Here is a 24977-nt window from a genome sequence, read left to right on the forward strand (position 1 = left end):
TTTGCTTATATCGTTAACCGACCATGATATATATATTTAAAAGGCCTGTGCTTCGAATCTTTTATCAACCATCATTTGACATGAGACTGTGCATAGTTCATTAAAACTTTATTTCTATATGTTTGATTTGACGAATTACGCATCAGATTAATTAGAAAGTCAGGCTCCACTGGTAACTCCTTTTGGTAAACAATTTCATTATCTAGCATACTATCAAACACCACAAAAGTTATACTTTCTTGAAGATGTTCACCATTTAGTTTTGATTTAAAGTCTTCAAACACAAATTTTAAACAGACATCAAAATTCCCAAGTGGTACCTGCATTCTTTTTTCTTTACACTCAATATCTTTACCCTTACTCAAATAATACTGCCTAATTGCTTGTTGGATGTCACTATCAATTTTCACATACTGACCACCTAGCGATTTAGCTGAAATAACTTCTCCAAATTTCCAAGGAAGATTATCTGAAGTAGTATTACGATAGAGCCAGCCGGTATTATTAACATACTCATCTAACATTTTTTGGGCTAAATTATTAGAAAATAATACATCAGTTTGCTTCCTTAAAATGTAAATAACTTGATCATACTGTTCCTTTAAAAGACGCTTATTACTTAAACCAATAGCACTTTTTGCAGGCAAAAACTTGTTATTGCTTTTATTATTTTTATTGGCATAGGGACAATTGTCATAGTCGTCCTGTCTATAATCAGCAATTTGGGGAATACTGTGCTTAACATGACGGCCATAAGGATGAGTTGTTGCATTTTGGGTTTGGTATAGACTCACCATCATAATTGGATTATTACAACCAGGGCACACCCCATAAAACCGATTTTTATGTTTAGCATCTTTTTGAACAAACGGGTAGGTACGTTTAGTGTACTTATCAAAATTGTTAGGAGTTATTTCATAACTGACATAGCTAAAAGGATCAAGTTTAAATCTGTCCATCTTAATCTCTCCTCATACTGTGATTACATGTATCTATTATGACTATAAAATGTTAAGATTTTATGCTTTTTAACAAATTATATTTTTAACACATTTTAACACGCGACTAACCTTGTCAAATCAATAATTCCAGCACTTCAACCACTCAAAAATTACTTACCAACACCCGCCCGTGTTAACAAACGTGTTAAAGCAGCGCCATTTAAGCGACGAAAAAAGCCTGTAACGCCAACGATAATCGCTGGTATTACAGGCTTATGTGTTCTTTGTAGTGCTCACTAAAGTCGCTTTTTTGAGTAGTTCACCCCTTGGTGTAAAAGGATTTCATCCTAAACGTGTTAAGATTTTGTGTTAAAAGCATGGTCAGAAGCTTTGCTCAAATAGCGTCATTATATAAAATTTAATTCTCGTTTATCACAGCAAATAGTGTTATAGGATCTAGTCCGGTACTTAATTTTATATTCTTTATTTCTTTACGAAACTCACTTTCGTATACATCATCAATACCTAAATTTTGAAATAGGTAAAAATGACATGCAACACTTAACGTTGTTACTGCAACTAATAATTCATTATCATTGAATATAATTTGTCTATTTTCACCATGAGTAATATTGACCCTGTTATTCTTTATTTTTCGTGCAAAGCCTTCTACTCTCTCATTTGTTATATTAAACTCTTCAGCAAAGCTCTTCAGAACCTCCATAATCTTGTGTTGAAGATCCAAATCGTCTTGTATTGAAGCTTCAATTCCCTGGCAAAGCTGAATCAGCTGCATGTTAACATCTAAATTTAATTTAGATACACTAAGATACTCGGTAATTAAACTCTTAAGCGGTGTTTTTAGTAAGTTAAAATAATTTTGAATAGCTTTAGTTAAGCATTCATAACTCTTAAACTCAAATATCTGAGGTTTATTTTGTTGATCGTTATACGTTTTTTCCTGACCTAATAATAAATTGAATTCCTTTTTATCCAGATCAATTTGATTAATATTCATTATATTTGTAGGCAAATCCCAAATTAATGAAAAGAAATCACTAACATCATTCGAAACAGTTGATAACTGTGATAATCCTATCTGATCTTCGAACTTTATCCCTATTTGCTCAGAGATTCTAATATCCAAACCGTTATATTGGGGAATAAACCTTAGCTCCTCATGCTTAAATAAGTCAAAATTTAAATTATCATAGGTCACATTTGCTAATAATTCCTCTTTGTCTGGAATTCTCTTAACTTCTTGAAACTTTCCTTCAATAGCAGGCCAATTATCTTTATAGATTGAATGCGGCATCCAATTTGTAAGACCTGATAGAGATACATTAGCTTCTTTTATTTTAAGATCTTGAAATTTATTTATTTCTGTCCAGTTTTGAGCCTTCATGAAATAGATATGTTCAAAATAATACTGCACTACTGAAATACCTGGAATAGATACATTAAGGTCCCTGCTTTTAATGGCGCTTGTTATAAACATATAGCCATTATTAACAATACCTTTTATTTCATCACCAAAGTTTAATTTATTTATTTCACCCGTAATAGTTATTGATCTAAAATCACCAGATATTTCAAGATCTGCAGGAACCAATCTGTCAGATGAAACGGCAATTTCACATTTCATTTTATGATGTTCATGTATAGTTATTTTTAAAATATCATTTAACATCCATTTTCACCCTAAGTTAGTTGTGCCCTTATATGTAATAAGGAAAATATTACAAAAACAAAACTGTTAATTTAATCATTCACAACATATCGACTCGCACGGCCCTTACCCAATAGCTTGATTTTACCTTGTCTCCGCAAAACTGCTAATGCATGCTTGATGGTACTTTCGCCATATTGGGGAATTAAATCCATTAATTCACGTCTTGATAGCGGCTTCAAACTATTATTAAGTTTGCTCAACACTAACACTTCTGGGCTTCTTTCAGTGTCATTAGTAAAATCAATCCGCGAATTTAATTCACGATATGCCTGCAAAACAATACTTAAAAAGTAATCAACGTATGGCCCATAGTCATTTTTATTATCACTCCATGCCGTTCCTGAACTTTCTAACAATGTTCGGTAATATTGTGCCTTGGTTTTTTCAATTAACCGTTCCAAACTAATATATTTACCAACTTCAAAGCCTAACTGATGTAGTTCAAGCAGCATAAGGAGCCGGGACATCCTACCATTACCATCTCTAAAGGGGTGAATTGAAACAAAGTCCAGCATAAATGCTGCAGCTAAAATTAAAGGTGGAAAAGAGTTATCTTCAATCGCATTATTGTACGCATCACATAGATTCTGTATAAGTTCTGGAGTTATATAAGCCGGTGGCGGAGTAAAGCGAGTTTCTTTATGTCCATCAGCAAAGGTAGTTACAATGGAGTTATCAATATTCTTAAATTCACCACCCCAAGTGCTTTCAGTAAAATCAAATAATTGCTTATGTAGAGCTAAAATATTATTAGGGGTGATTTTGATATACTCATAGTTCTCATGAATAGTTGCTAAAACGTCACGGTAACCAGATATTTCTTCCTCACTCCGGTTTTCTGGAGTGGTCTTTTGACTCATTAATTTTTTAAGTCGGGCATCACTAGTTGCAATTCCTTCAATTCGGTTTGATGAATCTGTACTTTCGATTTTAGCAACCGCCAGAAGCTTATCCATAATATCCTTAGACTTTAAAGAAACATGTGCTGTTTTCCCCTTTAACTCATAAATTTGATTGAGTTTTTCGACCATCTTAGTAGTTAGCTGCAGATTATTTAATGTCTGGTAATCAAAAACTTTCAAGTATTTCATCTCCCTTCATTAGTATTCATCTTTAATATTTTATACCAATTATCAGTGCAATTTAAAGATTATCGGTGCAAAATCAGCCAATTTTGCACCGATAATTCATCTATTGCACCGAAAAGAGCCAATTCAATCCTACTTAAAACAAAAATGGATGTTCAACTTTTAATGTACCAATCTAGCACCTACTATTCACATCAAGCTTGAACTGACGATCAAGGTTGACTTTCCAGTTATTACTAGTCATGGAAAAGCTCCTTCATTGCATCATCAGTATTATCAAAAGTTTCAGCAGTGTTAGGAAGAAGGCCTTCTTCTGCAAAGGCTCGTACAATGGCCTTTCTAGTTTTTTCGTTGAAAGTTACATGTTCTACTTTAGACTCAGCTTTAATTTCAAATGGAACCTTACCTTGAATAACGAATTGCTTAGCAGCCAGAGTAAAGTAACTATTAAGAGTCATATTAATACTATCCAGCCCCTTGACTAGTTCTTTACGGAGTTCCGGATCTAAACGAATTGTTGAACCGATTTTTTCTTTAGATGTTGTTGCAGTCATAGTAAGCCCTCCTTTTAGGTATCATTATGGTACTTATATGATGCCATAACTCAGAATAGACAGTCTAAGAATAACATCATAAATAAAAAAGAGCGCTTATTAGGCGCTCCAGCTACCGGTACGATTTAAGTAACGAACTGAAACCATTTTACATGCCGGTGTTCTTCATTTGATAGTTGCATTATACAATATTCTCTTTTATGATTCATTCCAACAAAAAAGGAGCGCTGTTTAAACACTCCTTCTATTGATCGGTTTAAGTAACCAACTGAAACCATTCTGCACACTGGCATCATACTTCTTATGTTTATATTATACCATGTTTTATTTTGTATTTATCTCCATAAATAAGGGAATACAAATAGGCACACCAGTCATCATACTTTATTGTAAATCACGGTGATTAACCCGTTTGTGCTTATTAGGCACTTTACAGTTAGTCCTTATTTAAGTTCAACTGTTTTAGCCAATACTCATAACAATCAACATACCATTGTATATATGAACGGTGATTCTCTTTATAGAATTGCTTATTCTTTTTCATAGCATAACCAATCATGGCTGCATTATTGTCAATTGGCATTGGCTGGCGAGCAATCTTATTATTTACTAACTTAATCTTTGATGGATTAACTAACCGATAATCATGAGTGTCTGCAACTATATATCCCTTATCATATCCATCTACTCGGGCATTAAATTTAATGAGGTCGCCTTCTTTCAGTTCCCCTAATTTAAGAAAGCTTTTAGTGTAGTTGAACCACAAATGGTCAGTTACTAATTCATCACTCTCAACCAGTTTAACATTCGCTAACATCAACGTTGCCCGAAAAGTTCTAAAGCTGTTCTTATATCCGAGTCGTACAAACTCACCAATAAATTCATGGCGTTTTTGACTGCCTAATTCTTTTAATTTTTCTCGCATTTCTTTCATCCTTTTCAATTCTTTACATCATTATCAGTGCAATTTAAAGATTATCGGTGCAAAATCAGTCAATTTTGCACCGATAAATTGTTTATTGCACCGAAAAACATCCATTTACATTGACAAGTAGCGATCCATCAATCCGCTATATCCAGTATTAAACGTTTTTACATAATAGCGCATATAAACTGCTAACGAATTACCCAATCTATTGCAGGCGTAACTGTAATCACCAAGTCTTGCTAACCTGGTTCCACAAGTTGTTCTAAGGGTATAACAACTCAATGGTAGCTCCCCATTATTAACACCAATTCGACGACAAAGTTCCTTTAACATATCATTCATTGACCGCTGGGTGACTGGATAACCCAATCTGGCTAGTCGGTAGTCCGTCAAATTCAAAAATAGTAAGTCACTAGTGGTTTGCAGACCTTTTTATTTTATAAACTCTTTCTGTTTTTTCTTAAAAACTTGCAACTGGTCATAAAGCCGCTGAGTTATTGGCGGGGTGAGACGACTTTCACCTTTGCGACGGGCTTTAAGATGACCGTTTAACCCCTTAGTCAATTCCGAATAAGAATCGTTAATCCGGAACACCCAGTGACATTCGTCTTGGGTCAGATTAGTCAGCTTCAATGCTTGAATTTCCTGTGGGCGCATTCCGGTTTCCGCTTCGACCCACAATGCCATCCTAACTACCCATCTTTGGATTGGGATCTGAGTTAAATCGTCTTGAATGGCTTGCCGAAAGGCCTGAAACTCTTGATCCATCATTGCATACTTCTCTTTAGTGATGGATTGCTTATCCCGTCTGAAAAAGTTGTCAATTGGCCGCTTAGGAACTGGTGATTTGACAATCACATCACCCTCCAGCGTTAGGAAGTAGGTTCTCAATTGCTGTAACAGCTTACTAGCAGTGGAATGAGTGGTAATACTAGCATGGTGTTCTCTAGCATAGGTAGTAATGAACTCTCTGATCGTATCTTCATCACAGTTTCTGACCTTCACTCCACCTAGATAACAATGCACCATTTTCTCCGTATAACGCCAGGTCTTAATAGAAGCTGGACTCCAGCGTTCCATTTTGATCTGCTTATTAATCCATTCAGATAAAGCCTGTGGGAGGTACTTGCTTCCAGTATTAAAATCATGACCCGTCTTGATTTGATCAATCAGATCTGCCTCAATTTTTCTAGCTTTCGACTTCGTTTCCGCATAGTGAACTGGTGCCGAAATCAGCTTTCCATGCACACTGGTCTGTGGTCTGATCCAATACTGACCACAATGCTTACTGTTTTTATTAGTAACTAGTCGTATCGTCAAACTTCATCACTCCTAGAACCCATTAATAAAAATATTAACGCGCTCGCCAAGTTGTGACCTGCCTGAATCCCGCAGTTTTGAGCCAATTTACAACCTCATCAACCACAAAGTAGCGTCTAGATTTCGGATCCAGCTGATGATACGGCATACCCAGCCGGATTAAAGTGTAGATGTAACCATTGCTACATCCAATAATGTCCGCCAGTGTTTTCAAGTTAACAATTTCATCTTTAACCATGCCAATTTCCTTTCTCAACTTGTTACTTTTTTATTAGCTTTTCAATTTTCTTAATAGCATTTACATATACCTCTCTAAGAGCATTGGGCAACATAAACATTTACTAATATTTTTATTTTGTCGCTATATTCGTATATTGCGTTAGGACTTAGTACAAATTTAGCCTTTTATCGCTTATCCTGTTTGCCATCATTTGCATTCTCCCCATCATCCACAAGACTCTTAACCAACTCGTTCATCCGAATGTAATTTAGCATTAATTCGTTATAAGAACCCACTGGAAGGTAAACCCCTTTAACCATTCCCTCTTTATCATCAATTTCAACCTCTAAACGATCATCCTCACTTAACTTGTCAAATATATTAAATTCCTGGAATCTTTCTATGAAGTCTTTCTTAGTTACCTTTACGAGTTTAAGTTCTCTTGCAAAACGTGACATTTTTATTCTTCCTTTCCATCTCATTCTTTAAGTTCCATGTTAAAATTAATGTAATTAAATATTTTTGTTAGTTACTGAATTTAAAGGTCTTAAATACTTCATTGGCGTGAGGGTATTTATCCTTTAAATTTCCGTAACCGTGATGCCATGTTTTTAATGACTTGATTTCACCAGTATCGAGATCCACACTATTTACTTGATCTGGCATAAGATTGAAGTCACTTAGCATGGCTTTTATTTTTTCTTGGGTTAGCTGATCATCATTAGAACAAATCACTTTCTGGAAGGTTCTCCCATTAAAGTGTTTACGCTTCAAAACGAGCCCTAATAATTCCAGCTGATCCGTAAATGACCGATAAGATACCCCTGGTTGCTTAGCTTCATCCTTATAAACATTAAAGAGTTTATTAGCCTGCACCCCAATGAAGTCATAAGGTGAAGTGATTCCTTGATTTTCAAAGAATAGTTCCAATGAATCATTGAGCACCGACAACTTAGATGCTGCTGAATACTTGTGATCAAAGATTTCTGCCCGTTCTTTATCAGTCATTTTCATTAAATTAGCAGCTTCCCGCATGATGATATAGAACAATGCTTGCCATACCTTCGGATTATTAATAAAATCAGCAACTTTAATGACATTGCCGTTCTCATCTTTAATCGGATCTTCTTTGAGCGTCTTCGGCGAATCAATCACGAACATTCTAGCTGCGGTTCCTTCCTGCGTAACTTGCGGTATAGAATTAGTCGCGATTACGATTAGTGAAGGTAATGTTACTGGATGATCCCGCTCATATTTTGCAGATGCATTCTGTGCTACCCCAGAAATCACCCCATTAATTACTGTTCCCGCATTCGCAGTAATAATATTATTCCGACTAGAGGACTGAAAATCATCAAACCATAACATTAACATACCGCTCTTAGAATCATTGAGAGCAATGTAATGCCCGTCAGTAAAGGCATTATTAACATTCTGTGTATTAGAAATGATGTTGGAACCAACCTGATCAGGATCATTAAAAACTTTTTCTAGCAAGTTTGCTAATGTACTCTTTCCAGCACCACTCTTACCTTTTAGTACAATAAAAGTTCTTAATTCCTTTATAATCTCTGTATGTTGGAGTGGAATTAGACCAAGCATTGCTTTTAGCTGACGCTCCTGTTTAGGAGCCAGATGTTTAAGAAAATTATTAACCTGATAGTATTCTGTGCTGTTAACAATGCCCGGACTATAGTTAACGTTCACATGATGTCCAACCACATGACCATACTGTGTATCGATTTGGATCTTACCTTTACCATTCAACCAGATGGTCTGGGTATCGGAATTGAAGCCACTCTCTAAAGTGTCTTGGTATTTGTCGTCCTGAAGCAGTGCTAAAACATTATTTTTAACCAAGTCAAAATGTTGCTTCTGCTTCTTATTCATGTACTTTTTCAGCAAATGATTAACCACCGAAGCCTTAGAGCTATACACATTATGACTATCCTTTACCATCAGCTGACCATTAATCACAACGGTATTCGGATCGTTATATACCATATCGGCCATATCCAGCTGAGACAATCCATGCCTTTTTCTCAGTTTAGTTAAATAATTACCTACTTGGTTAGGGTTTTCATTATTTTGAATCGCCCAAGCTTGAGCGGTCATAGTAAGCAGGTTGTACTGATAAGCCAGATTAACATTACTTTGTTGAATCTTCTTTACCTCATACTCTAACCACTCTTCAATGCTTTGGTCATTGCCAATAGGGTCAATAACTGACGGCATGTAATTATTAATAACTTGAACTCGACTATTATCCAAATAATCATCAATATCTTGGATTTCATCAATCTTAATGGTCTGGCCCAACAAATTAACTCGACCTTTAAGTTTATCTCCAGTAGCAAAAACCTGATTCTGCAATGCCCGCTTCGTGAACTGATATGCCCAATCATCAGGATCATTATCATCACCTAGGGAAACATTGTAGAAATGCTTCTTCGGTACCTTATAGTCAATATCATCAATCCCAGCTTGCTGAAGAATTTTATCCAGATCCTTGAATTGTTCCTGTTCATCCAAAGCCTCTAAGCCATCAACATCTGGTTCAAACATGTAACGATAAAGCACTCTAATCACCTCTCCTTCTTTTTCTTTGGCTAATGCTAATATATCTTGATCAACCTCATCTGGCTTCAGTGTCCTCAAGCTCTGTCTTGTTTTCCGTCGATACAGCGAATTAACATCGAATTCATGATTTCGGCACTTATAATCTGCTGGTGAATTGATCAGTATATATTCCTGCGGGTTCTTAATAATTCCGTACTTCCACTTCTTAGTAGAGAAAGTTAAATGCGGAATCTGTTGCTGGCAATATTGTTCAAACTTGGCAAACTCCTGATCAAACCTCTTACCGACCTGCATGATGAAGCCATCATTAAGACACGCTAAAACATTATTAAGTCCCCAGTAGTTTAGAACATCGAACATAAAATTCATGGAGCTGAATACTGGGAGCAGCCGATTAACGTATCTCCCTCTGCCACTATCATTAGTAGAACAGGACTGATTAAGCCGGAACTTGATGTCCGCCCTTTCCTGAACTAGCTTGGGATTAGACTTATAACCGTCAATCTTTTCAATCGATCTCTTCCTATTATATAGGGCTTGATATTGACCACTTAGCAAACCAAGATCATAAGCAAAAGTAGGAAGCATTGAATGAATATCAATCTGTACCACATTATGTGCAACCACTTTATTAGCAGCATAAATGCCATTCTTCGTAAACTTAAACGTTGATTTAGCATCATTTTGGAATGATCCTTTGCCTACTCACTAAATACCTGTTCTGGTAGCAGTTTTATCGCTTCACTCTTACCAGACTCATTTTCACACTGTCGACTAAACTCTTTGTTTAGTTGAAGTATTTCTGCTTGAAGTAAGTAAGAAGGTGTACTCGGGAAAGTCATAATTCCACTATCGTCGATTAACATTCTGTTTCACCTCAACCAGTCTACGGGCCAGCCACTCTTCATCTTCTTGAAATAGTGCTTCATACGAACATTAATGAGACCGAAGTCCATATCTGCTGTTGGATCATTATCAACAACTCTAAAGACACCTCTGTCATCAATTCGACAATTGGCAATCTCCCGTAGCCGTCTTTCGAAGATTTGTTTAAATACTGGATGTTGTAACTCCGAGTGTGCTTCGACCAAATCAGAGAATCTAGAATAACGTACAACTCTAAGGTCAGAATATCCTGGCTCATATATTTTTTCATATGCATTAGAAAACAAACGCTCACCAGTTACTTCCTTAGCCATACCACTAAATTTAGTAATCTGAAATAATACATTAAGGTGAGGAATTATAATACCAATCCCGCCATTATAATTTCCATGGTGCTTACGAATAAAAACTGCAAAGTAAAATTGGGGATCTGTCTTCTTTCTTACTAAACCATTGGCCATGTTAAAAACTTCCTTTCGATTTCATTGTTGACTTTTATTATTTTTATATAATTATTCTGTTGGAATAGGTCCTGCTCTTATTTGCTTTAGCATAATAATCGCTCCTAGATTTTATTAATTTATTATTAATATTTATTTATATATTCATGATACAAAATTTAATAATCAACGGACGAAAAAATTTAAATTTTTTCGATATTTTTTTATTTATAATATAAAAACTGATAGATAAACATTAAACAGATAAAATCAATGTATGTTTGTAACAAAAGTACATTAAATTTGGCTAAATTCGTCTTATAAAAGTTCTGAATTAGCCGTCAATTTTCTAATTTTTAGTCAAACATTTGAATCAATTCACAGTGATAAAGTTAATGGTCATACTAAATGACCATTGCCAAACACCATTTCTAATAGTCTGTTGCAGTATTATTCATTAGTGAAAATGCCCATAACCTCAAATTAATAAGGCTACGGGCATTTTCACATTCAACATTCCAACTTACGCTTCTTTATGCTGACAGCTTGCTTTTAATTACTATTACATGTTCAACCAATATTAGACTAAACAGGTGTCGGTTGTGCCAGGCTTTTGAGTAAAACATAATCAATAATAATTAACTACTAATTTCAACATCAATTACTATTATTTCTCTCCATTAATTGGTTAATTTAAAAAGTTCTTCTTAAAACCTGACACCTTTGACACATTTTCTTCCAATGCCTTGATACCACTGACTTCAATCATTATTTATTGATTGGCACCATAATTATTAAGAGGTTTCCTAATACTTGCTATAACAGTAATCTGCTGGTGCCAGCTAACTTAACACCAGAGTGACACCATTTGAGTTAATAACTAGCCTTTTTCAAAATACAAAGTCCGGTGTCAAAAATGGTGTCGCACATCTGCTAAAATGTGTCGGTTTAGCTGACACCGAACTTCAGCTTGACTATGTAAATTTGATTATATTTACTGCAAGACCCTGATTTAAAGATTTTAAACTAATGGATAAAGCAGTTATATTAAGATACAGAAAAACCGCTCAGCCCGAAAGCCAAGCGGTCGTCAAAGTCGCTAAACCATGCTATAATATAACCGTAAATGAGAATATATTATATTCAACAATTAGGCTGATAGCTTAACGGTAGCGCTCTTGTTCTGGTGTACGGCAATACACCACCAGCCAAGCGCAACAGAGTACACCCTCAAGGGTATCAGCTCCTAAGTTGACAACTTGTGCATTGGTGGTCGCCAGTGCACTTTTTTATTATAACAAGTTTATAAGGATGTTGAAGAATTACTTTTCTTGCATTTGTTGATCATGAACTTCCTTTTTGGCTAAATGAAGCTTTTCAGGATTAATAATATTAGACTGATTCATATATTAACAATAGGTATCAAGTTACTTTGGTTGCCTAATTCATTAGGTGTCGGTTGTGTCAGGTTTTTGATGAAAACATATTAAATAACTATTAACTACTCTTTTTTACATTAATTACTATTATTTTTCTTCATTTAATAGTTAATTTAAAATGTTCTTCTTAAAACCTGACACCTTTGACACTTTATTTCTCAACACCTTGATACCACTGGTTTTAGCCAACATTCCTCTATTGACACCAAAATAATTCCAATATGTCCCAATGCTTGATATAACAATAATCTGCTAGTGTCGGCTTAACTAGCACCATACCGACACCAATCGGGTTAATAACTGACACTTTTCAAATTTCAAAGTCCAGTGTCAAAAACGGTGTCGCACATCTGCTAAAATGTGTCAGCTAAACCGACACCTAATTTCAACTTGGCTATGTAGATTTCCACCCATTCGCACTATATTTAATGCAAGCCTGTTCAAAAACTTAAAAGTTCGCGGATAAATAAAAAAGCGTTATTATATCAACACAAACAAATGTTCGTTTACTTTATTCGGAAAGGTTTTGATAAAATGACTCAAGTCTTGGGATATGCACGTGTTTCTACCAGCTCACAATCCTTGGATGATCAAATTCAGCAATTAAAGTACGCTGGTATTAATCCCAATAACATCTATGCAGAAAAATTCACTGGTACCACCACACACCGGCCTAAATTCGAAGAGCTAATCCATAAAGTTCAGCCGGGTGACACTATCACCGTTACCAAACTGGACCGTCTTGCCAGAAATACTCGTGAGGCACTTAATGTTCTTGATCCATTAATGGATAGAGGTGTTAAGTTCCACATATTGAATATTGGCATGCTAGACAACTCCACCGTGGGACGTTTGGTCAAGACAATTCTGCTAGCCGTCGCCACGATGGAGCGCGACATGATCGTTGAGCGAACACAAGAGGGTAAGCGTTGGGCTCGTGAACACAAACCTAATTATCACGAAGGCCGACCACCACGCTCTATCACGCCACACTATCGCGCTGCTTATAATTATCTTCAGCAACATACCTACAAAGATACATCCAAGGCCTTTGACATCTCTATTTCCACATTACAGCGCATCAAGAATCAGATAGAACATAACTAAAAAGCGGCATAATAATATATAATCCTGAACCGGAAGATTATATTATTATGCCGCTTGTACTTTATTAAGGAGGTCGTTATGCAATATCAAGAACAACCACTAGTCTATTTAATTGACGCCACCGGCCCTGTCTACACGAGGTTTGATGAGATCACTCAGCTAGTTATTGTAGATTTGCAAGGTAAAGTATTATTTCACCAGGTATTTAAACATAATTATGAACCCTGGCATGTATTACCATCTGATGATGACCTTATAAACTCACCCAATTTGTTACCATTTAGTTACTACTACCATCAGATTCAATCTATCTTTGATTCTGCTACTACTTTAATTGGCTTTGATAATGCCTACTATGCAGACCCTTTCCTGTACAACCAAGGCGTTGAACTACCAGATGTCCCGCCTATTGATATAAAGAAAGAGTTTTGCCAACTCGCCGGCTACTCTCCAGAAATCACTAGTATCTTCGATGTGATGAGCTACTTCCACTATGATGATAGCTTAACCAGCAAGAACAGTACTTTAGTAGACTTAGCTAAGGTAACCGCTTTTGCCTATACAAAAATAAGGAGTATCTCATAGCAATACGTTATTGCTGGAGATACTCCTTATATTAATCCTGTTGATTATTATTGTTTTGTAGAAGCCTGACCTTTAGTTCAAGACTCTTATTATCCTTTTTTAATTCCCTTAATTCAGCCATATCACGTTTATGACGATCTTCCAGGTCCTCCATGAGGTCTTGTAACTTAGTAAAAGTCGATGGGGTTAAGAACATACCTAATTCGATGTTCTTCCTCCTGACAGTTACAGCAATCTGATGTTCCTCAGCAAATTTATAGATGTAAGCAAAGCTGCCAATAAATTGCTGAGTCGTCACCCCATAATTTTGGTGAAAATCTTGCTTAAACAAGGCAATCACTCTCCTTAAAATAATTTGATTACATCAATATTTTAAGGAAAATTATTTAAATTAAGGAGTGTAAATAGCTTGCAGTCAAGATAGCAATCCCTAAAAAGACAATAAGAACAGCAAATTCTTTTCTATGCTCTCTTTGACAAAAGAAGTATGCCCAATAAATTATCCATAATAAGCTAATACTCCACCCAATTAAACCATTAGCAATTGCTTTAACAAAATTAAAGCCACTCAGATATGCTATTCCACATATCAAACCATAAAATGAAATTGTGGAAATTGCACAAACTATCAGAAAAGACCAAATATGCCAATTATCAGTTATTGTAACTTTTTGATCATCCTGCAAATTCATTGCTAAGTAGTTTAATCCCCTCTTATGATAAAGATGATTTTTAGCAGTTATAAATAAATTTTTCTGCTTATCATATCTATTAAAAATAGAGGCTGTTTCAACAATCCAATCGTTTTTTAGTACCACTTTACAGATGTAGCGAAAGTCGTCTGCATCAAAATACATATCTGATTTATTAGGTAGTATTGCCCTATGTGAAACATAGCTCGGTATCACAAGATCCTTCATTGCAGCGTTACAGAAGTAAGAAGTTAAGTCGTCTAAATCATTAATATTACAAAAATCATTTAGTAAGTTAGTATCATTTTTTGTAGGATTAATAAATGATTGCAGTTTCAGTATTTCTTTCATACCAACTGCTTCCACAGAAGACAAGTCTAATAATTTACTCCGCCATCCACTTTCACCATGGGCGTTACTTTTATAAGAAATATTACTACTAATTACCGCACCAATAATAGCACCAATAAGACTACTAAACATGGTATTTATCAATACTATTTCACCCCATAATAAAAAGCCAGCAGAGCATAACCCTGCTGGCCTTATTTTTACTTTGGGAGTAATTGTGGGCTAGGCGAACACAAGAAATTAAGAACCTATTTAATGTTTCCAACCCAATTACTCAACCTTAGTTACGCTTCTTGTTTACAGCAGTTAAACCGAGCATGCTGGCAAAGCTTGCTAAGCCTAAGCCCATCAAAGCAGCTTCATTGTTATTACCAGTTTGTGGTAATTGCTTTGTTTGAGCTTGTTGAGCTTTGTATGCTTCACGAGTAGCTGGTACCGCTTGGCCGTTAACAACCTTCCAGTCATTAACCACATTACCATTGCCATTGACAACTTGGTTATTAACTACCTTGTAGCCAGCTGGTAATTGGCTGGTTGCTTGTGATGTCGTTGATTGGTTGTCATCACGGTGAGCAGGTGCCACTGGAGTAGTCTGACCTTGATCACTTGGTTGGGTATCTTGATGATCATCAGGTTTTGTGGTTTGATCTTGGTCACTTGGATTAGTAGATGGGGTATTACCATGATCTGGATCAGTAGGAGTCGTTGTCCCACCATGATCTGGCTTAGTCGGATCAGTAGTGTGCGTATCGTCTCCAGTGCTTGGCTTGTCTGGATCCGTTGATGGGGTTTGCTTAGCCGCAACTACTAAGACACCTGGTACAGTAAAGGCTTTAGACTTTGAGCCGTCTGGGAAGTCTAAGATAACCTCTTCATCGTAAGTTCCAGCAGTTTGGGCATCCTTTTGCACCTTAGCTAGATCTGCCCATTCAACCGTCGTACCCTCTGGATAAGTACCATTAGTTTGGGCTAAAACCATAAACATTGCTGCAGAAGCAGTGTTGGCGTTGGTATCCTTAATGAAGGCATCAGCAGATAGCTTTGGTGCTGGAATGTTAGTATCACCAGCGGTAACGTTAACCTTAACGACCAGACTTGGGTCTAAGTTAGTGTACTTTTCGTTGTCCTTCTTGGTTTCAACTGGGGTTTCGCCACCCTTATTAAGCTGATCTAATTGTGTCTGATCATTAGCAATGTCATTTTGCAATTCTTCAATTTCAGCCTTCAATTGTTGTTGCGCATCTTGCTTAGCTGAAATTTGTTGATTCAAATCATTTAGCTTGGTTTCATGCTGAGTCTTAGCATCAGCTAACTTACTTGCTTGGTCACTCTCAATATTACTCTTTTGCTTATTCAAATCATTCAACTTGTTTTGCAATTGAGTAACCTTACCTTGCTGAGTAGCTAAAGTGTTATTCAAATCACTTAACTTAGATTGCAATTGAGCAATTTCGACTGAATGATCAACTGGTGTTGTAGTTGTATTAGCCTTAGTTGGCCCCATTGCAGCATAGTTATTAATTGTATTAGCTACTAAATCATTAGCCTTATCAGCATCATTTGCATATGTTGTATCAAAGGTCATAACATAGTAGCCATTATCTAACTTGCGGAACCCAAAAGCTGCATTCAATGCTGATGAGTCAAGGAAGTTATCGCGGTGCCCCCAATCACTATCTGCATCAGTTTCTAACATACCTGAAATAGTATTATTTGCATTAAATAATAAATTGAACATATTATCAGCATTTGCATCTACTAAACCAAGATTTTCAGAATGCCAATCTGAACCTAGTGCACTATTCATATCTGTTTCATTATGATCAAGATTTGCAGCTGATTGCTGTTGTGCACGAGCCATAGCTTTTTGAAATTGATCTTCTGTCATAACAAATGCAGGTAACCCACGCTGTGCACGTGCATGATTAAGTTCATTCAAAAGCAAGATTGAAAGTTCACGCATTTGACTTTCAGTCATACCTGTATTGGTATTAACCATATCAGTTTCAGCATATGGATCATATGCTGAATTAATATTAGCATTTGAAGGAGCATTAGTCCCATGATTTGCAGTCTTATCATTATCTGGACTTACATAAATATTTTGTGGAACCATCTTCTTATTCCAAACTGTGTTACCATTTTGATTATAATCATAATAGTTATCCCACAAATCATTACGTGCCGCATTTTCAATTAATGACTTAGACTTATCAATTTGACCGTTAGGTACACTTACAATATTAGCATCAGTTGATGTTGTAGTCGTACTATAATCATTTTGCAAATTAGTAATTTGATTTTGAGTATCACTAATTTGTGATTGAGTATTTTGAATATCAGTCTTAGCAGTATTCAAATCAGATTGAGTTTGATCAATTTGGTTCTTCAAGGATGTTGCCTTATCGGCAGCGTCCTTTTTAATTTGGTCTTGTTGAGACTGATAGTTGTTGTTTTCATCAGCCACTTGTTATGTTTCAAGACTAGAACGTGGCGAAGTTGAACATATGCGAGCGGAAACTCTAGATAAGATTTCTAAGGCATTGGATACGAGTATGGAATCGCTAATTGAGGGCGAAAAACCTGATAAGCATGGTAAACACCAAATGGGGAAATATGAGAAGGAACTGAAGGTTCTACTATCCCTCTTGGATCAAGAAGAAGCCGAAGAAGTAGCTAAGAGTGTACTGAATTTAATTCACACTAAGCCAAAAGAAGAACACTAGCTTCAATTGGTACCACACTTCATTTTTAAGAAGTCTGGTACCTTTTTAGTACAAGTGTCTATTTTGACTGTTCCAAAGCCAATATGGACATTATGGGAGCCATTAAAGAGATAATTTATTAACCTCAACTTAAGTACTACACTTCATAAAAAATAACCCTGGTACTAATTACAACCTAAATTAAAAAAGGTACTACACTTCGCTATTTGCACGAAGTATAGTACCTTATTCTTACTTAACAAATATATTAAATTGCCACCGGTTCAAACTTGACCGTCAGTTTCTGATTAGTTGTGCTAGCTATTTCATTCAGCAATTGAATAGAAGTATTCATTTTCCCGCTTTCCAAACGCGCAATCGTTGATTGTGGCTTACCAACTAAAGTAGCAAATTCGCGCTGGCTCATACCTATGCTATCTCGTAAATTTCTCACTTCAACTAGCAGAACGATTTTTAATGTACTCATCAATTTTACTCACGTGAATGACTCCTTTCATAATCATCTCTTCTTCGTCTACCAGTTCTTATTTCACGGCGAGGGGTTTTATTGGTTTTCTTAGTAAAGCCATGCGTAATGATGTATTGATTCCCATCCCAGTGAAAATAAATAGCTTGCTGGATATTTGAAGCTAGTTTAGATCGAATTTCATATAAGTTATCTTCTAGCTTCTTAGTCCACTTACTTAGCTGATACTTTATTCCAAAAAAGATCAAGTACCTTCGAGTAGTCCTGAATCAAAGGAAAACATCCTTTGACGTTCTTAGTATCACTTATTTTTTCATAGGTTGCCATATATTTTCTATCTAACTTGCTAAAGTTTAAAACCAACATTTGAGGAAAAGTTTCCTTAATTCCATATTCAGCATTATAATTAGCAAAAAAAGTAAAGTCTGTGTTAAACTTGCTCAGAGCGCTACGAAAACTACTTGTTCTTTCGAGACTAAATCCTTTTTCCTGGTACTCATTAATGATTATCAGAAGTTCTCTAACATGTAAATCATGATCCCTTAATTTACTGAAAAAACTTTTATATTCAGTTTGAAGCATCACAACTTGTATACTACTAATCCTATTAGCTAGCTCTTCCTGTTCTTGATTCAACTGTGTAATTGACTTATTAATTCTACTAAGAGTAGCAGCTGTACTATTTAAATTGCTCGATATTTCTTTTTGAGTATTCTCTATAATACTTTGATGTTCTTCTAGCTTTTTTTGACGCTCAGTTGTTCCGGCATTAGCTTTAAGATTTGAATATATGGCAAAAACCAATGTCCCTATGTTTAAAATAATCCCTATAAAGGCAATAATATGATCTATACTAAAAAGCGGATTTTTTAAAGATACTGTAATATCTGCTAATATCATTTACCTATCTCCCATCCTAGCAATAATTTATTAATCTACAACTTATTCAATAAAATACTTTAACACACTTTTTAGCTCCGCAAGCCAAGCACCGCAAAGCTTCAGGAAAATCAACATTTTAAAAAACTTTTCCCAGCCCAGGCGTGTTAAGAAACGTGTTAAAAGGCGATCAAAAGCGTAAAAGAAAAGCTTGTTATAACAACGTTAAACGTCGCTGTAACAAGCTTTCGTAAATTTATTAGTGCTGACTAAAGGATTCGAACCTTCGACCTCATCATTACTAATGACGTGCTCTGCCAACTGAGCTAAGTCAGCATCAATCAACGAAAACTAGTATAGCAAATTCAGTCTCAAAAGGGAACCCCTAATTTCAAAATAATTAAAAAAACTTCTAGCAAATCCGCTAGAAGCTTTCGTTAGTTTTTCATTCGTTGATATTCGGCACACATCTGGGCTACACACTTTTTCATTTCTGCAATGTCCAGGACACTTTTCGCAAATTCCTTGCGAACTAGTTCATCGGGTAAGTACTCATCATACTTATCAAAAACTGGGACCTCCTTTGGATACACAAGATCCATCGGATCAAAGTCCTTCGCCGCCTCTTCTCCAAGGATTTGGAAAAATTCATCCGCAGTTGCGTCCATGGCAAATTCCATGAAGTATGGCCGTGACGAATTAAAGCCACGTAAATTTAACCGCTTGGCACATTTGATCCGCAACAGCCGTTCCAAAGCCAAAAAGGCATAACTTCCGGTCCATGGTAACAGGCACCACATTTTACCGCCGAGATTAATCAACTGTTTTTGCGGAATCCCCGCGATATTACAGGTATCTCGGGCTTGGGTCAGCCGGGCCTGCGCATTATTCATCAAATATGGATACATCGTACTTTCATTCAAGACTTGCCGCATCCGTTGCAGGATCTTTGGTTGAATATCTCCTGGGACATCACCAAAGTAGGCGGGAATTCGTCCCTTCACCTCATGACAGTAAACCTGATGACGTTGCCGATCAATGTCTTCAACGACCCAGACCCGGCCAGCAATCGCGATTTTATCACCAACCGGCGGTGGCTTAACGATGGTTCCGAGTTCTTCCGAACCAGCATGAACACTGTATTCGATGTTTTCTTGGAAAACCGCGTAAAATTTGAAATTATTAACGACCCGTTCACCAGCTAAACCCACGATCAACCCGTGATTTTCGGTTTGCTGAATCTGGTTAGTTTTAATCAGATGGCGTAACAATACCCGATAATCATCCTGGCTAACGTTATGGAAATAGGTTAATGGCAACACCCGTGAAGCCAGCTCTGCCGGTGTCATTTCACCACTCGAAGCCAGCGTACTCATCGTTTGGTGGTACAGCAAGCTATATGGTAAACGGTTTGGTTCTGGTGGTTCCACCCAGCGTTCCTCAAGGTAAAGTTGTACCAAAGCAATCCCCTGCAGCAATGGCCACGGAATTAAATCTGGTAACATGGCCCTGGATTCAGGGTGTTCCTCGCGCATAACAAAGTGCATCTCTGGTGGGTTTCCTCGTCGACCAGTCCGTCCCATTCGTTGCAAAAAGCCAGAGACGGTAAACGGGGCGTCAATTTGAAAGGCACTTTCCAATTTACCAACATCAATCCCTAATTCCAGCGTTGCAGTAGCACAAGTGGTCATGTAGGAATCTTCGTCCTTCATCGCATCTTCAGCCGTCTGTCGCAACGCTGGTGAAAGGTTACCATGGTGAATTAGAAAACGGTCTGGTTCGTGCTTATAAGCACAATACTCGCGCAGGGCCTGGCACACCGCCTCACATTCTTCCCGACTATTGGTAAATACCAAGCATTTTTTACCCCGCGTATGCTCAAAAATATAGCCAATGCCGGGGTCCGCAAGCTCAGGGGCTTGATCCGTTTTCGGACCAATCAATTGGTTATTCTCTTCCTGGTCCTGCGCCGCTTGGGGACCCATTTTGTAGAAGTGCTCCATGGACAGGCGCCAAACTTGCCGGGTATTTTGCACTTTTGGTGCAACCGTTGCCCGGGAACTACCGGCACCTAAAAATTTACTGGCCGCAGCAGTATTACCAATCGTCGCAGACAGGCCAATTCGCCGCGGATCAACCCCCGCTAACTTAGAAAGGCGCTCGATCAAGCAAAAAGTTTGACCACCACGATCGCTCCGTAAAAATGAATGCAGTTCATCAATCACGATGTAGCGCAGGTCATGGAACAGGTTGGGAATATCCATATGTTTATTGATCATGAAAGATTCCAAGGACTCTGGAGTAATCTGCAAGACTCCCCGTGGATCCTTTAACATCCGCCGCTTTTGTGATTGGGCCACGTCCCCGTGCCAGCGCCAAATCGGCAAGTCATGGTCCTCACAAAGGTCTGTCAGTCGCCGATACTGGTCGTTAATCAAGGCCTTCAATGGTGCAATGTAGAGGCACCCAATGGAAGCGGCCGGTTTTTCAGTCAGGTCCGTCAAAATCGGAAAGAAAGCCGCCTCGGTTTTACCGGCTGCGGTTGAAGCAGAGAGGAGAACATTATGATCGGTGCTGAAAATTTCTTCAGCCGCCGCAACTTGGATTGGACGCAAATTTTGCCAACCATGGTCATAGATGTAATCCTGAATAAATGGCGCATAGTGTGCAAAGACATCCATCGCTTCCCCTCCTTTCTTAAAGCGTAAATTCTGTATAATCTTTAGTCTTTTGATCACTCACCGCAGTTTGCTCGCTATAGGAGAATTGATCGGAATTCAACAGTTCTTCGATCGTTGTCCCCGGGTTTTGCCAAACGATATCCAACATTTCAATAAAGTCCCGGATCACTTCCCGGGGGGTAATATTGGTATCGGCACCAATCCGTGCATACTCAATTTTGATAAATTTAGCCAGATCATCATCGGTAATTGTCCGGTCATAACCGTACAAGCCAGCATGCATGTCCGCTAATTTCTCCGTTAAGACGAGCATTTCTTCCGCAGTCAGCGGATCTAATTTAATCACCGGTGCGTACATATCACGGGCCCCCGCCTGCGCAAACTTACCTTCCGCAAGCCGCGACCGTAAAGCCTCATAACTATAAACTCCCCGGCGGCGGTCCTCGATTGCTTGCGGTGTGCCACCCATCAGAATCCCCAAGTACTTAGCTTTCCCCTGGAGTGCATCGTTGTACATCGTCAGAATCTTTTCATAATTGTACTGACGACTAATACTGTTGGGAATCTTATAGATATTGACTAGTTCATCAATCATGATGATTAGTCCAGCATAACCAGCCTGCCGGAAAAAGGCCGCAAAGAGCTTTAGGTATTCATACCAATCATCATCAGAAATGATAATATTCACTCCCAGTTCCTGCTTCGCCTCAGTTTTATGCGAATACTCACCACGGAACCACTTAATCACCTTGGCCTTTGTCTCATCGTCATCTTCCATGTACGCGTGATAGTACATATTCAACAACTTAGCAAAGTCAAAGCCATGGACTAACTCATTCAACGACGAAATCACACCGTAAATTTTTTTATCGACCGCGTCCACAAACTTGGGATCATCATCGGTCAAGTTGGTCTCTGTGGCCACTTCAGTTTGGACGGAGTTGATCCACCGATCCAAAATTAGGGTCAAAGCGCCCCCTTCTGGACGGGTCTTGGTTGCTAAATTTTGAATTAGTTCCCGGTAAGTTGCCAATCCTTGTCCCTTCGTCCCCTGCAGACGACGTTCTGGCGACAAATCACCATCAACAACCACAAAATTTTTATCCATGACATAATTACGAATGGTTTGCAACAGGAAACTTTTCCCTGAGCCATAACGACCAACAATAAAATGAAAGGCCGCTCCACCTTCAGCCACGATATCAACATCATGTAAAAGGGCCTCAATTTCCGCTTTCCGGCCCACAGTGATGTATGGCAACCCGATCCGGGGCACCACACCACCTTTTAAGGAATTTAAGATCGTCTGGGCAATCCGTTTGGGCACCCGACGCTTTTTTTCAGGCATATATTAATCCTCCTTAAATAATTCTCGTAAATCTGGTTCATAATCTTCAACAATTACCGGCCGGTCGTCAGCATTAAATTCAATTGCGGTATCACCCAGATAATCAAACAGCTTCTCGTTAATCCCATCAACTAAAATTGACGCCATCAGGTGGTGTGCTTTGAGATAATCTTCATATGGCTGTTGTTTTAGGAGTGCTTCTACCAAATACCGTTCATCAGCAGTCAAATCTGGTTGATCATTATCATGATAAGCTGAGGACTCGTTTTCTGAACGCACCGGTACAGATCTTTCACTAACCGGTGTTGGTTGAGCCTGCGGACGAATTTCCTCATCAGTTTGTTTTTCTTCTTCGGTTAAGAGGCTTTCCCGCGTTGCCGAGGCATCGGTCCGAATCTGAGCAAGTTCGTTCATATTCAATTCAACTTTTGGCTGCTTCTCCACAGCCCGTTGCTTTTGGTAATCCTGTAATCCTTCATCAATCGCTCGGAGTAACGATTGGTCCAAGTCGCGCGCTTTTAAGGGATGACCCAAATGAAATTGTTGGCGGGCCAGGCGGTCAACTTCATGAAAGAAATTATTCAAACGCTTGGTTTGGTCCTTTAACGGGTACCAAATTTCTGCGGAATATTTACGATCCTGAATTACATATTGCCGTTCCGAATCAATCGGGTACTTGGTTAGTTTCGGGTGGTCATGAAAGTAATACACCGCTCCCGCAAAAAAATATTTTGTACTCGTGGTTCGCGTGGCCATCAATTCTTGGATCGCTTCTGGTTGGTTTTGAGTGACGCGTTGCCAGACGTTGGCAACTAGTTTTGCCCACTCATCAGGGGCTTGACGGTAGAGTCGACATTTTTTCAAATACGGTGACCGACCTAAAAAAACTGCGATTAGTTCTGAAGGGGCATATTCAGCGGGGTGACGTAAAATATGGTAATCACGGTCGGTTGCTAATTGATCCGCAAAAATGAGGTTAGCTTTCTCACGGTCCAAGCCATAATACAATACGTAATCCTGCAACCACCGGTGCAAATAATCCTGCATTCGTTGCCCGTAATTACTAGCATACCGTTGATCAAATTCCAAGAGCTTGCGATAGCCCTCCTCAGGATCCTGAACACCGATATTATTTAGTAATTCATAGATATAGACATAGGCATATGACGTACTACTAACCGTAAAGTCGCCATGGCGTAACTGAGTCCGCCAGGCAAAATAAGTCCGCAATTGGTGGGCATTCATCGCGTGGTAGTCAGGATAGTAACGCTGAAATTCGTAAATTTGATCATAATCATCTTCGTAATCGGCCACCATTTGACCCTGGTGATAAAAATTTTCCACCTGCTCATTAGCCGGCAAAATCGTATAATCATAGCTTTCCACCATCTTTTGTAATGGGGCCGGTAAACGACGCCGCTTCATCACCGCCGCCTTTTGGGGAATTGATTGTGCCTGATATTTACTATCAATATCGTCACTAGGTAAGTAGACTAATTGTTGGGCGACAAAATTACCACTACCATTGGTAGTAGCCTTGAATGCATAATCAAGCACATTTTCTAGATCCCGGGTACTCACTTCGTGGAATTTCATTCCCACCCATTCAGGATGATTCATTAACCGTGGTTCCATAAATTGTGACATCTGCCGAATTATTTGAGCAAAGTCGGGACAGTGAACATCTAATTCACCACCATTTACCGATAAGAGGGCAAAAGGACGTTGCCCCTGCGAATGAAGTTCCTGTAAATTACGCTCACTTTCCGTAGTCGTGTGAAAATGCAGACCGTATTTATGAGCGACATAATCTTGTAATTCCTGAATTTCCATGACCTTTGTCGCCCCCTTGCGTACATACGTTCTAGTAATGATTATACCAAAATCGAAGCATTTGAAAAGTAAAAAAAGACGCAGGCTGCATAGCAGTCTGCGTCTAAATTGCGTGGCAACGTCCTATCCTCGCAGGGAGCGATCCCCCAACTACTTTCGGCGCGTTGAAGCTTAACTTCTGT

Annotated in this window: 21 protein-coding genes, 1 tRNA gene and 1 pseudogene; 3 read left to right on the forward strand and 20 right to left on the reverse strand. The window is 38.1% G+C overall.

All coding sequences use genetic code 11. The features are described 5' to 3' along the window. Positions 1 to 71: 71 nt before the first annotated feature. The 10 genes from NFR43_RS06955 to NFR43_RS07000 all read right to left on the reverse strand — a co-directional run bounded on the left by NFR43_RS06955 (position 72) and on the right by NFR43_RS07000 (position 10709). The gene (locus tag NFR43_RS06955) at positions 72 to 959 is read right to left on the reverse strand and encodes a hypothetical protein (RefSeq protein ID WP_251547788.1); all 888 of its coding nucleotides are present in this window, start codon (positions 957 to 959) and stop codon (positions 72 to 74) included. 400 nt (positions 960 to 1359) lie between these two features. Beyond that, positions 1360 to 2631 (reverse strand): HEPN domain-containing protein, encoded by a 1272-nt coding sequence (locus NFR43_RS06960; protein ID WP_251547790.1) that lies wholly within the window; start codon positions 2629 to 2631, stop codon positions 1360 to 1362. Positions 2632 to 2702: 71 nt separating this feature from the next. Further along, complete coding sequence (locus tag NFR43_RS06965) at positions 2703 to 3764, reverse strand: Fic family protein (protein ID WP_251547792.1); 1062 nt, start codon at positions 3762 to 3764, stop codon at positions 2703 to 2705. A 233-nt stretch (positions 3765 to 3997) separates the two neighbouring features. Further along, positions 3998 to 4315 (reverse strand): damage-inducible protein J, encoded by a 318-nt coding sequence (locus NFR43_RS06970; RefSeq protein ID WP_251547794.1) that lies wholly within the window; start codon positions 4313 to 4315, stop codon positions 3998 to 4000. A 436-nt stretch (positions 4316 to 4751) separates the two neighbouring features. Beyond that, entirely contained in the window at positions 4752 to 5240 is a 489-nt protein-coding gene (locus NFR43_RS06975; RefSeq protein ID WP_251547796.1) for a hypothetical protein, read from the reverse strand. Positions 5241 to 5675: 435 nt separating this feature from the next. Beyond that, on the reverse strand, positions 5676 to 6563 hold the full coding sequence (locus NFR43_RS06980) for a site-specific integrase (protein WP_251547798.1): 888 nt from the start codon (positions 6561 to 6563) through the stop codon (positions 5676 to 5678). A 34-nt stretch (positions 6564 to 6597) separates the two neighbouring features. Then, positions 6598 to 6801, reverse strand: coding sequence for a hypothetical protein (locus NFR43_RS06985; RefSeq protein WP_163704585.1), 204 nt, complete (start codon positions 6799 to 6801; stop codon positions 6598 to 6600). Between the two features lie 167 nt (positions 6802 to 6968). Beyond that, entirely contained in the window at positions 6969 to 7241 is a 273-nt protein-coding gene (locus tag NFR43_RS06990) for a hypothetical protein (RefSeq protein WP_251547800.1), read from the reverse strand. 67 nt (positions 7242 to 7308) lie between these two features. Further along, positions 7309 to 9975 carry a P-loop NTPase family protein gene (locus NFR43_RS06995; RefSeq protein ID WP_251547802.1) on the reverse strand — a complete coding sequence of 889 codons (2667 nt, stop codon included), beginning with the start codon at positions 9973 to 9975 and terminating at the stop codon, positions 7309 to 7311. Between the two features lie 260 nt (positions 9976 to 10235). After that, positions 10236 to 10709, reverse strand: a complete 474-nt coding sequence (locus tag NFR43_RS07000) for a hypothetical protein (RefSeq protein WP_251547804.1) — start codon at positions 10707 to 10709, stop codon at positions 10236 to 10238. 1952 nt (positions 10710 to 12661) lie between these two features. Here NFR43_RS07000 and NFR43_RS07005 point away from each other — a divergent pair. Beyond that, the gene (locus NFR43_RS07005; RefSeq protein WP_251547806.1) at positions 12662 to 13234 is read left to right on the forward strand and encodes a recombinase family protein; all 573 of its coding nucleotides are present in this window, start codon (positions 12662 to 12664) and stop codon (positions 13232 to 13234) included. 78 nt (positions 13235 to 13312) lie between these two features. Next, positions 13313 to 13819 (forward strand): hypothetical protein, encoded by a 507-nt coding sequence (locus NFR43_RS07010; protein WP_251547808.1) that lies wholly within the window; start codon positions 13313 to 13315, stop codon positions 13817 to 13819. Positions 13820 to 13850: 31 nt separating this feature from the next. Here the strand turns inward: NFR43_RS07010 and NFR43_RS07015 are convergent, their stop codons facing one another. From NFR43_RS07015 to NFR43_RS07025, 3 genes are all read right to left on the reverse strand, one after another. Beyond that, on the reverse strand, positions 13851 to 14150 hold the full coding sequence (locus tag NFR43_RS07015; RefSeq protein ID WP_251547810.1) for a hypothetical protein: 300 nt from the start codon (positions 14148 to 14150) through the stop codon (positions 13851 to 13853). Positions 14151 to 14205: 55 nt separating this feature from the next. After that, entirely contained in the window at positions 14206 to 15006 is an 801-nt protein-coding gene (locus NFR43_RS07020; protein WP_251547812.1) for a hypothetical protein, read from the reverse strand. Positions 15007 to 15142: 136 nt separating this feature from the next. Continuing rightward, positions 15143 to 17329: an SEC10/PgrA surface exclusion domain-containing protein gene (locus NFR43_RS07025; RefSeq protein WP_251547814.1), complete on the reverse strand. Its 2187-nt coding sequence runs from the start codon at positions 17327 to 17329 to the stop codon at positions 15143 to 15145. Here NFR43_RS07025 and NFR43_RS07030 point away from each other — a divergent pair. Further along, positions 17313 to 17588, forward strand: coding sequence for a helix-turn-helix domain-containing protein (locus NFR43_RS07030; RefSeq protein ID WP_275087106.1), 276 nt, complete (start codon positions 17313 to 17315; stop codon positions 17586 to 17588). The genes NFR43_RS07025 and NFR43_RS07030 overlap by 17 nt on opposite strands. A 247-nt stretch (positions 17589 to 17835) precedes the next feature. On the opposite strand, the pseudogene NFR43_RS07035 reads toward NFR43_RS07030, so the two are convergent. The 7 genes and pseudogenes from NFR43_RS07035 to NFR43_RS07065 all read right to left on the reverse strand — a co-directional run. Next, positions 17836 to 18027: pseudogene (locus NFR43_RS07035) on the reverse strand (helix-turn-helix domain-containing protein); the annotation flags it as partial. Between the two features lie 32 nt (positions 18028 to 18059). After that, the gene (locus NFR43_RS07040) at positions 18060 to 18302 is read right to left on the reverse strand and encodes a type II toxin-antitoxin system RelE/ParE family toxin (RefSeq protein ID WP_251547817.1); all 243 of its coding nucleotides are present in this window, start codon (positions 18300 to 18302) and stop codon (positions 18060 to 18062) included. Then, a complete protein-coding gene (locus tag NFR43_RS07045; protein ID WP_251547819.1) occupies positions 18268 to 18954 on the reverse strand; it encodes a hypothetical protein in 687 nt (228 codons plus the stop codon). Before NFR43_RS07045 ends, NFR43_RS07040 begins: the two co-directional genes overlap by 35 nt. A gap of 242 nt (positions 18955 to 19196) precedes the next feature. Continuing rightward, positions 19197 to 19269 (reverse strand) — tRNA-Thr (locus tag NFR43_RS07050). A 101-nt stretch (positions 19270 to 19370) separates the two neighbouring features. Further along, a complete protein-coding gene (locus tag NFR43_RS07055) occupies positions 19371 to 21614 on the reverse strand; it encodes a DEAD/DEAH box helicase (protein ID WP_251547821.1) in 2244 nt (747 codons plus the stop codon). Positions 21615 to 21630: 16 nt separating this feature from the next. Beyond that, complete coding sequence (locus NFR43_RS07060) at positions 21631 to 22962, reverse strand: ATP-binding protein (protein WP_251547823.1); 1332 nt, start codon at positions 22960 to 22962, stop codon at positions 21631 to 21633. Positions 22963 to 22965: 3 nt separating this feature from the next. Next, positions 22966 to 24795, reverse strand: coding sequence for a TerB N-terminal domain-containing protein (locus NFR43_RS07065; protein ID WP_251547825.1), 1830 nt, complete (start codon positions 24793 to 24795; stop codon positions 22966 to 22968). Positions 24796 to 24977: the final 182 nt, after the last annotated feature.

Origin of the sequence: Limosilactobacillus caecicola (genome assembly GCF_943192935.1) — a bacterium.
Taxonomy (GTDB): Bacteria; Bacillota; Bacilli; order Lactobacillales; family Lactobacillaceae; genus Limosilactobacillus; species Limosilactobacillus caecicola.

Bases quoted from the DNA above. Each gene is read 5' to 3' on its own strand.
- NFR43_RS07000 (WP_251547804.1), bottom strand. From the start codon at position 10,709: ATGGCCAATGGTTTAGTAAGAAAGAAGACAGATCCCCAATTTTACTTT.
- NFR43_RS07065 (WP_251547825.1), bottom strand. From the start codon at position 24,795: ATGGAAATTCAGGAATTACAAGATTATGTCGCTCATAAATACGGTCTG.
- NFR43_RS06965 (WP_251547792.1), bottom strand. From the start codon at position 3,764: ATGAAATACTTGAAAGTTTTTGATTACCAGACATTAAATAATCTGCAG.
- NFR43_RS06975 (WP_251547796.1), bottom strand. From the start codon at position 5,240: ATGCGAGAAAAATTAAAAGAATTAGGCAGTCAAAAACGCCATGAATTT.
- NFR43_RS06990 (WP_251547800.1), bottom strand. From the start codon at position 7,241: ATGTCACGTTTTGCAAGAGAACTTAAACTCGTAAAGGTAACTAAGAAA.
- NFR43_RS07010 (WP_251547808.1), top strand. From the start codon at position 13,313: ATGCAATATCAAGAACAACCACTAGTCTATTTAATTGACGCCACCGGC.
- NFR43_RS07060 (WP_251547823.1), bottom strand. From the start codon at position 22,962: ATGCCTGAAAAAAAGCGTCGGGTGCCCAAACGGATTGCCCAGACGATC.
- NFR43_RS06960 (WP_251547790.1), bottom strand. From the start codon at position 2,631: ATGTTAAATGATATTTTAAAAATAACTATACATGAACATCATAAAATG.
- NFR43_RS07005 (WP_251547806.1), top strand. From the start codon at position 12,662: ATGACTCAAGTCTTGGGATATGCACGTGTTTCTACCAGCTCACAATCC.
- NFR43_RS07055 (WP_251547821.1), bottom strand. From the start codon at position 21,614: ATGGATGTCTTTGCACACTATGCGCCATTTATTCAGGATTACATCTAT.
- NFR43_RS06970 (WP_251547794.1), bottom strand. From the start codon at position 4,315: ATGACTGCAACAACATCTAAAGAAAAAATCGGTTCAACAATTCGTTTA.
- NFR43_RS06955 (WP_251547788.1), bottom strand. From the start codon at position 959: ATGGACAGATTTAAACTTGATCCTTTTAGCTATGTCAGTTATGAAATA.
- NFR43_RS06985 (WP_163704585.1), bottom strand. From the start codon at position 6,801: ATGGTTAAAGATGAAATTGTTAACTTGAAAACACTGGCGGACATTATT.
- NFR43_RS07045 (WP_251547819.1), bottom strand. From the start codon at position 18,954: ATGATATTAGCAGATATTACAGTATCTTTAAAAAATCCGCTTTTTAGT.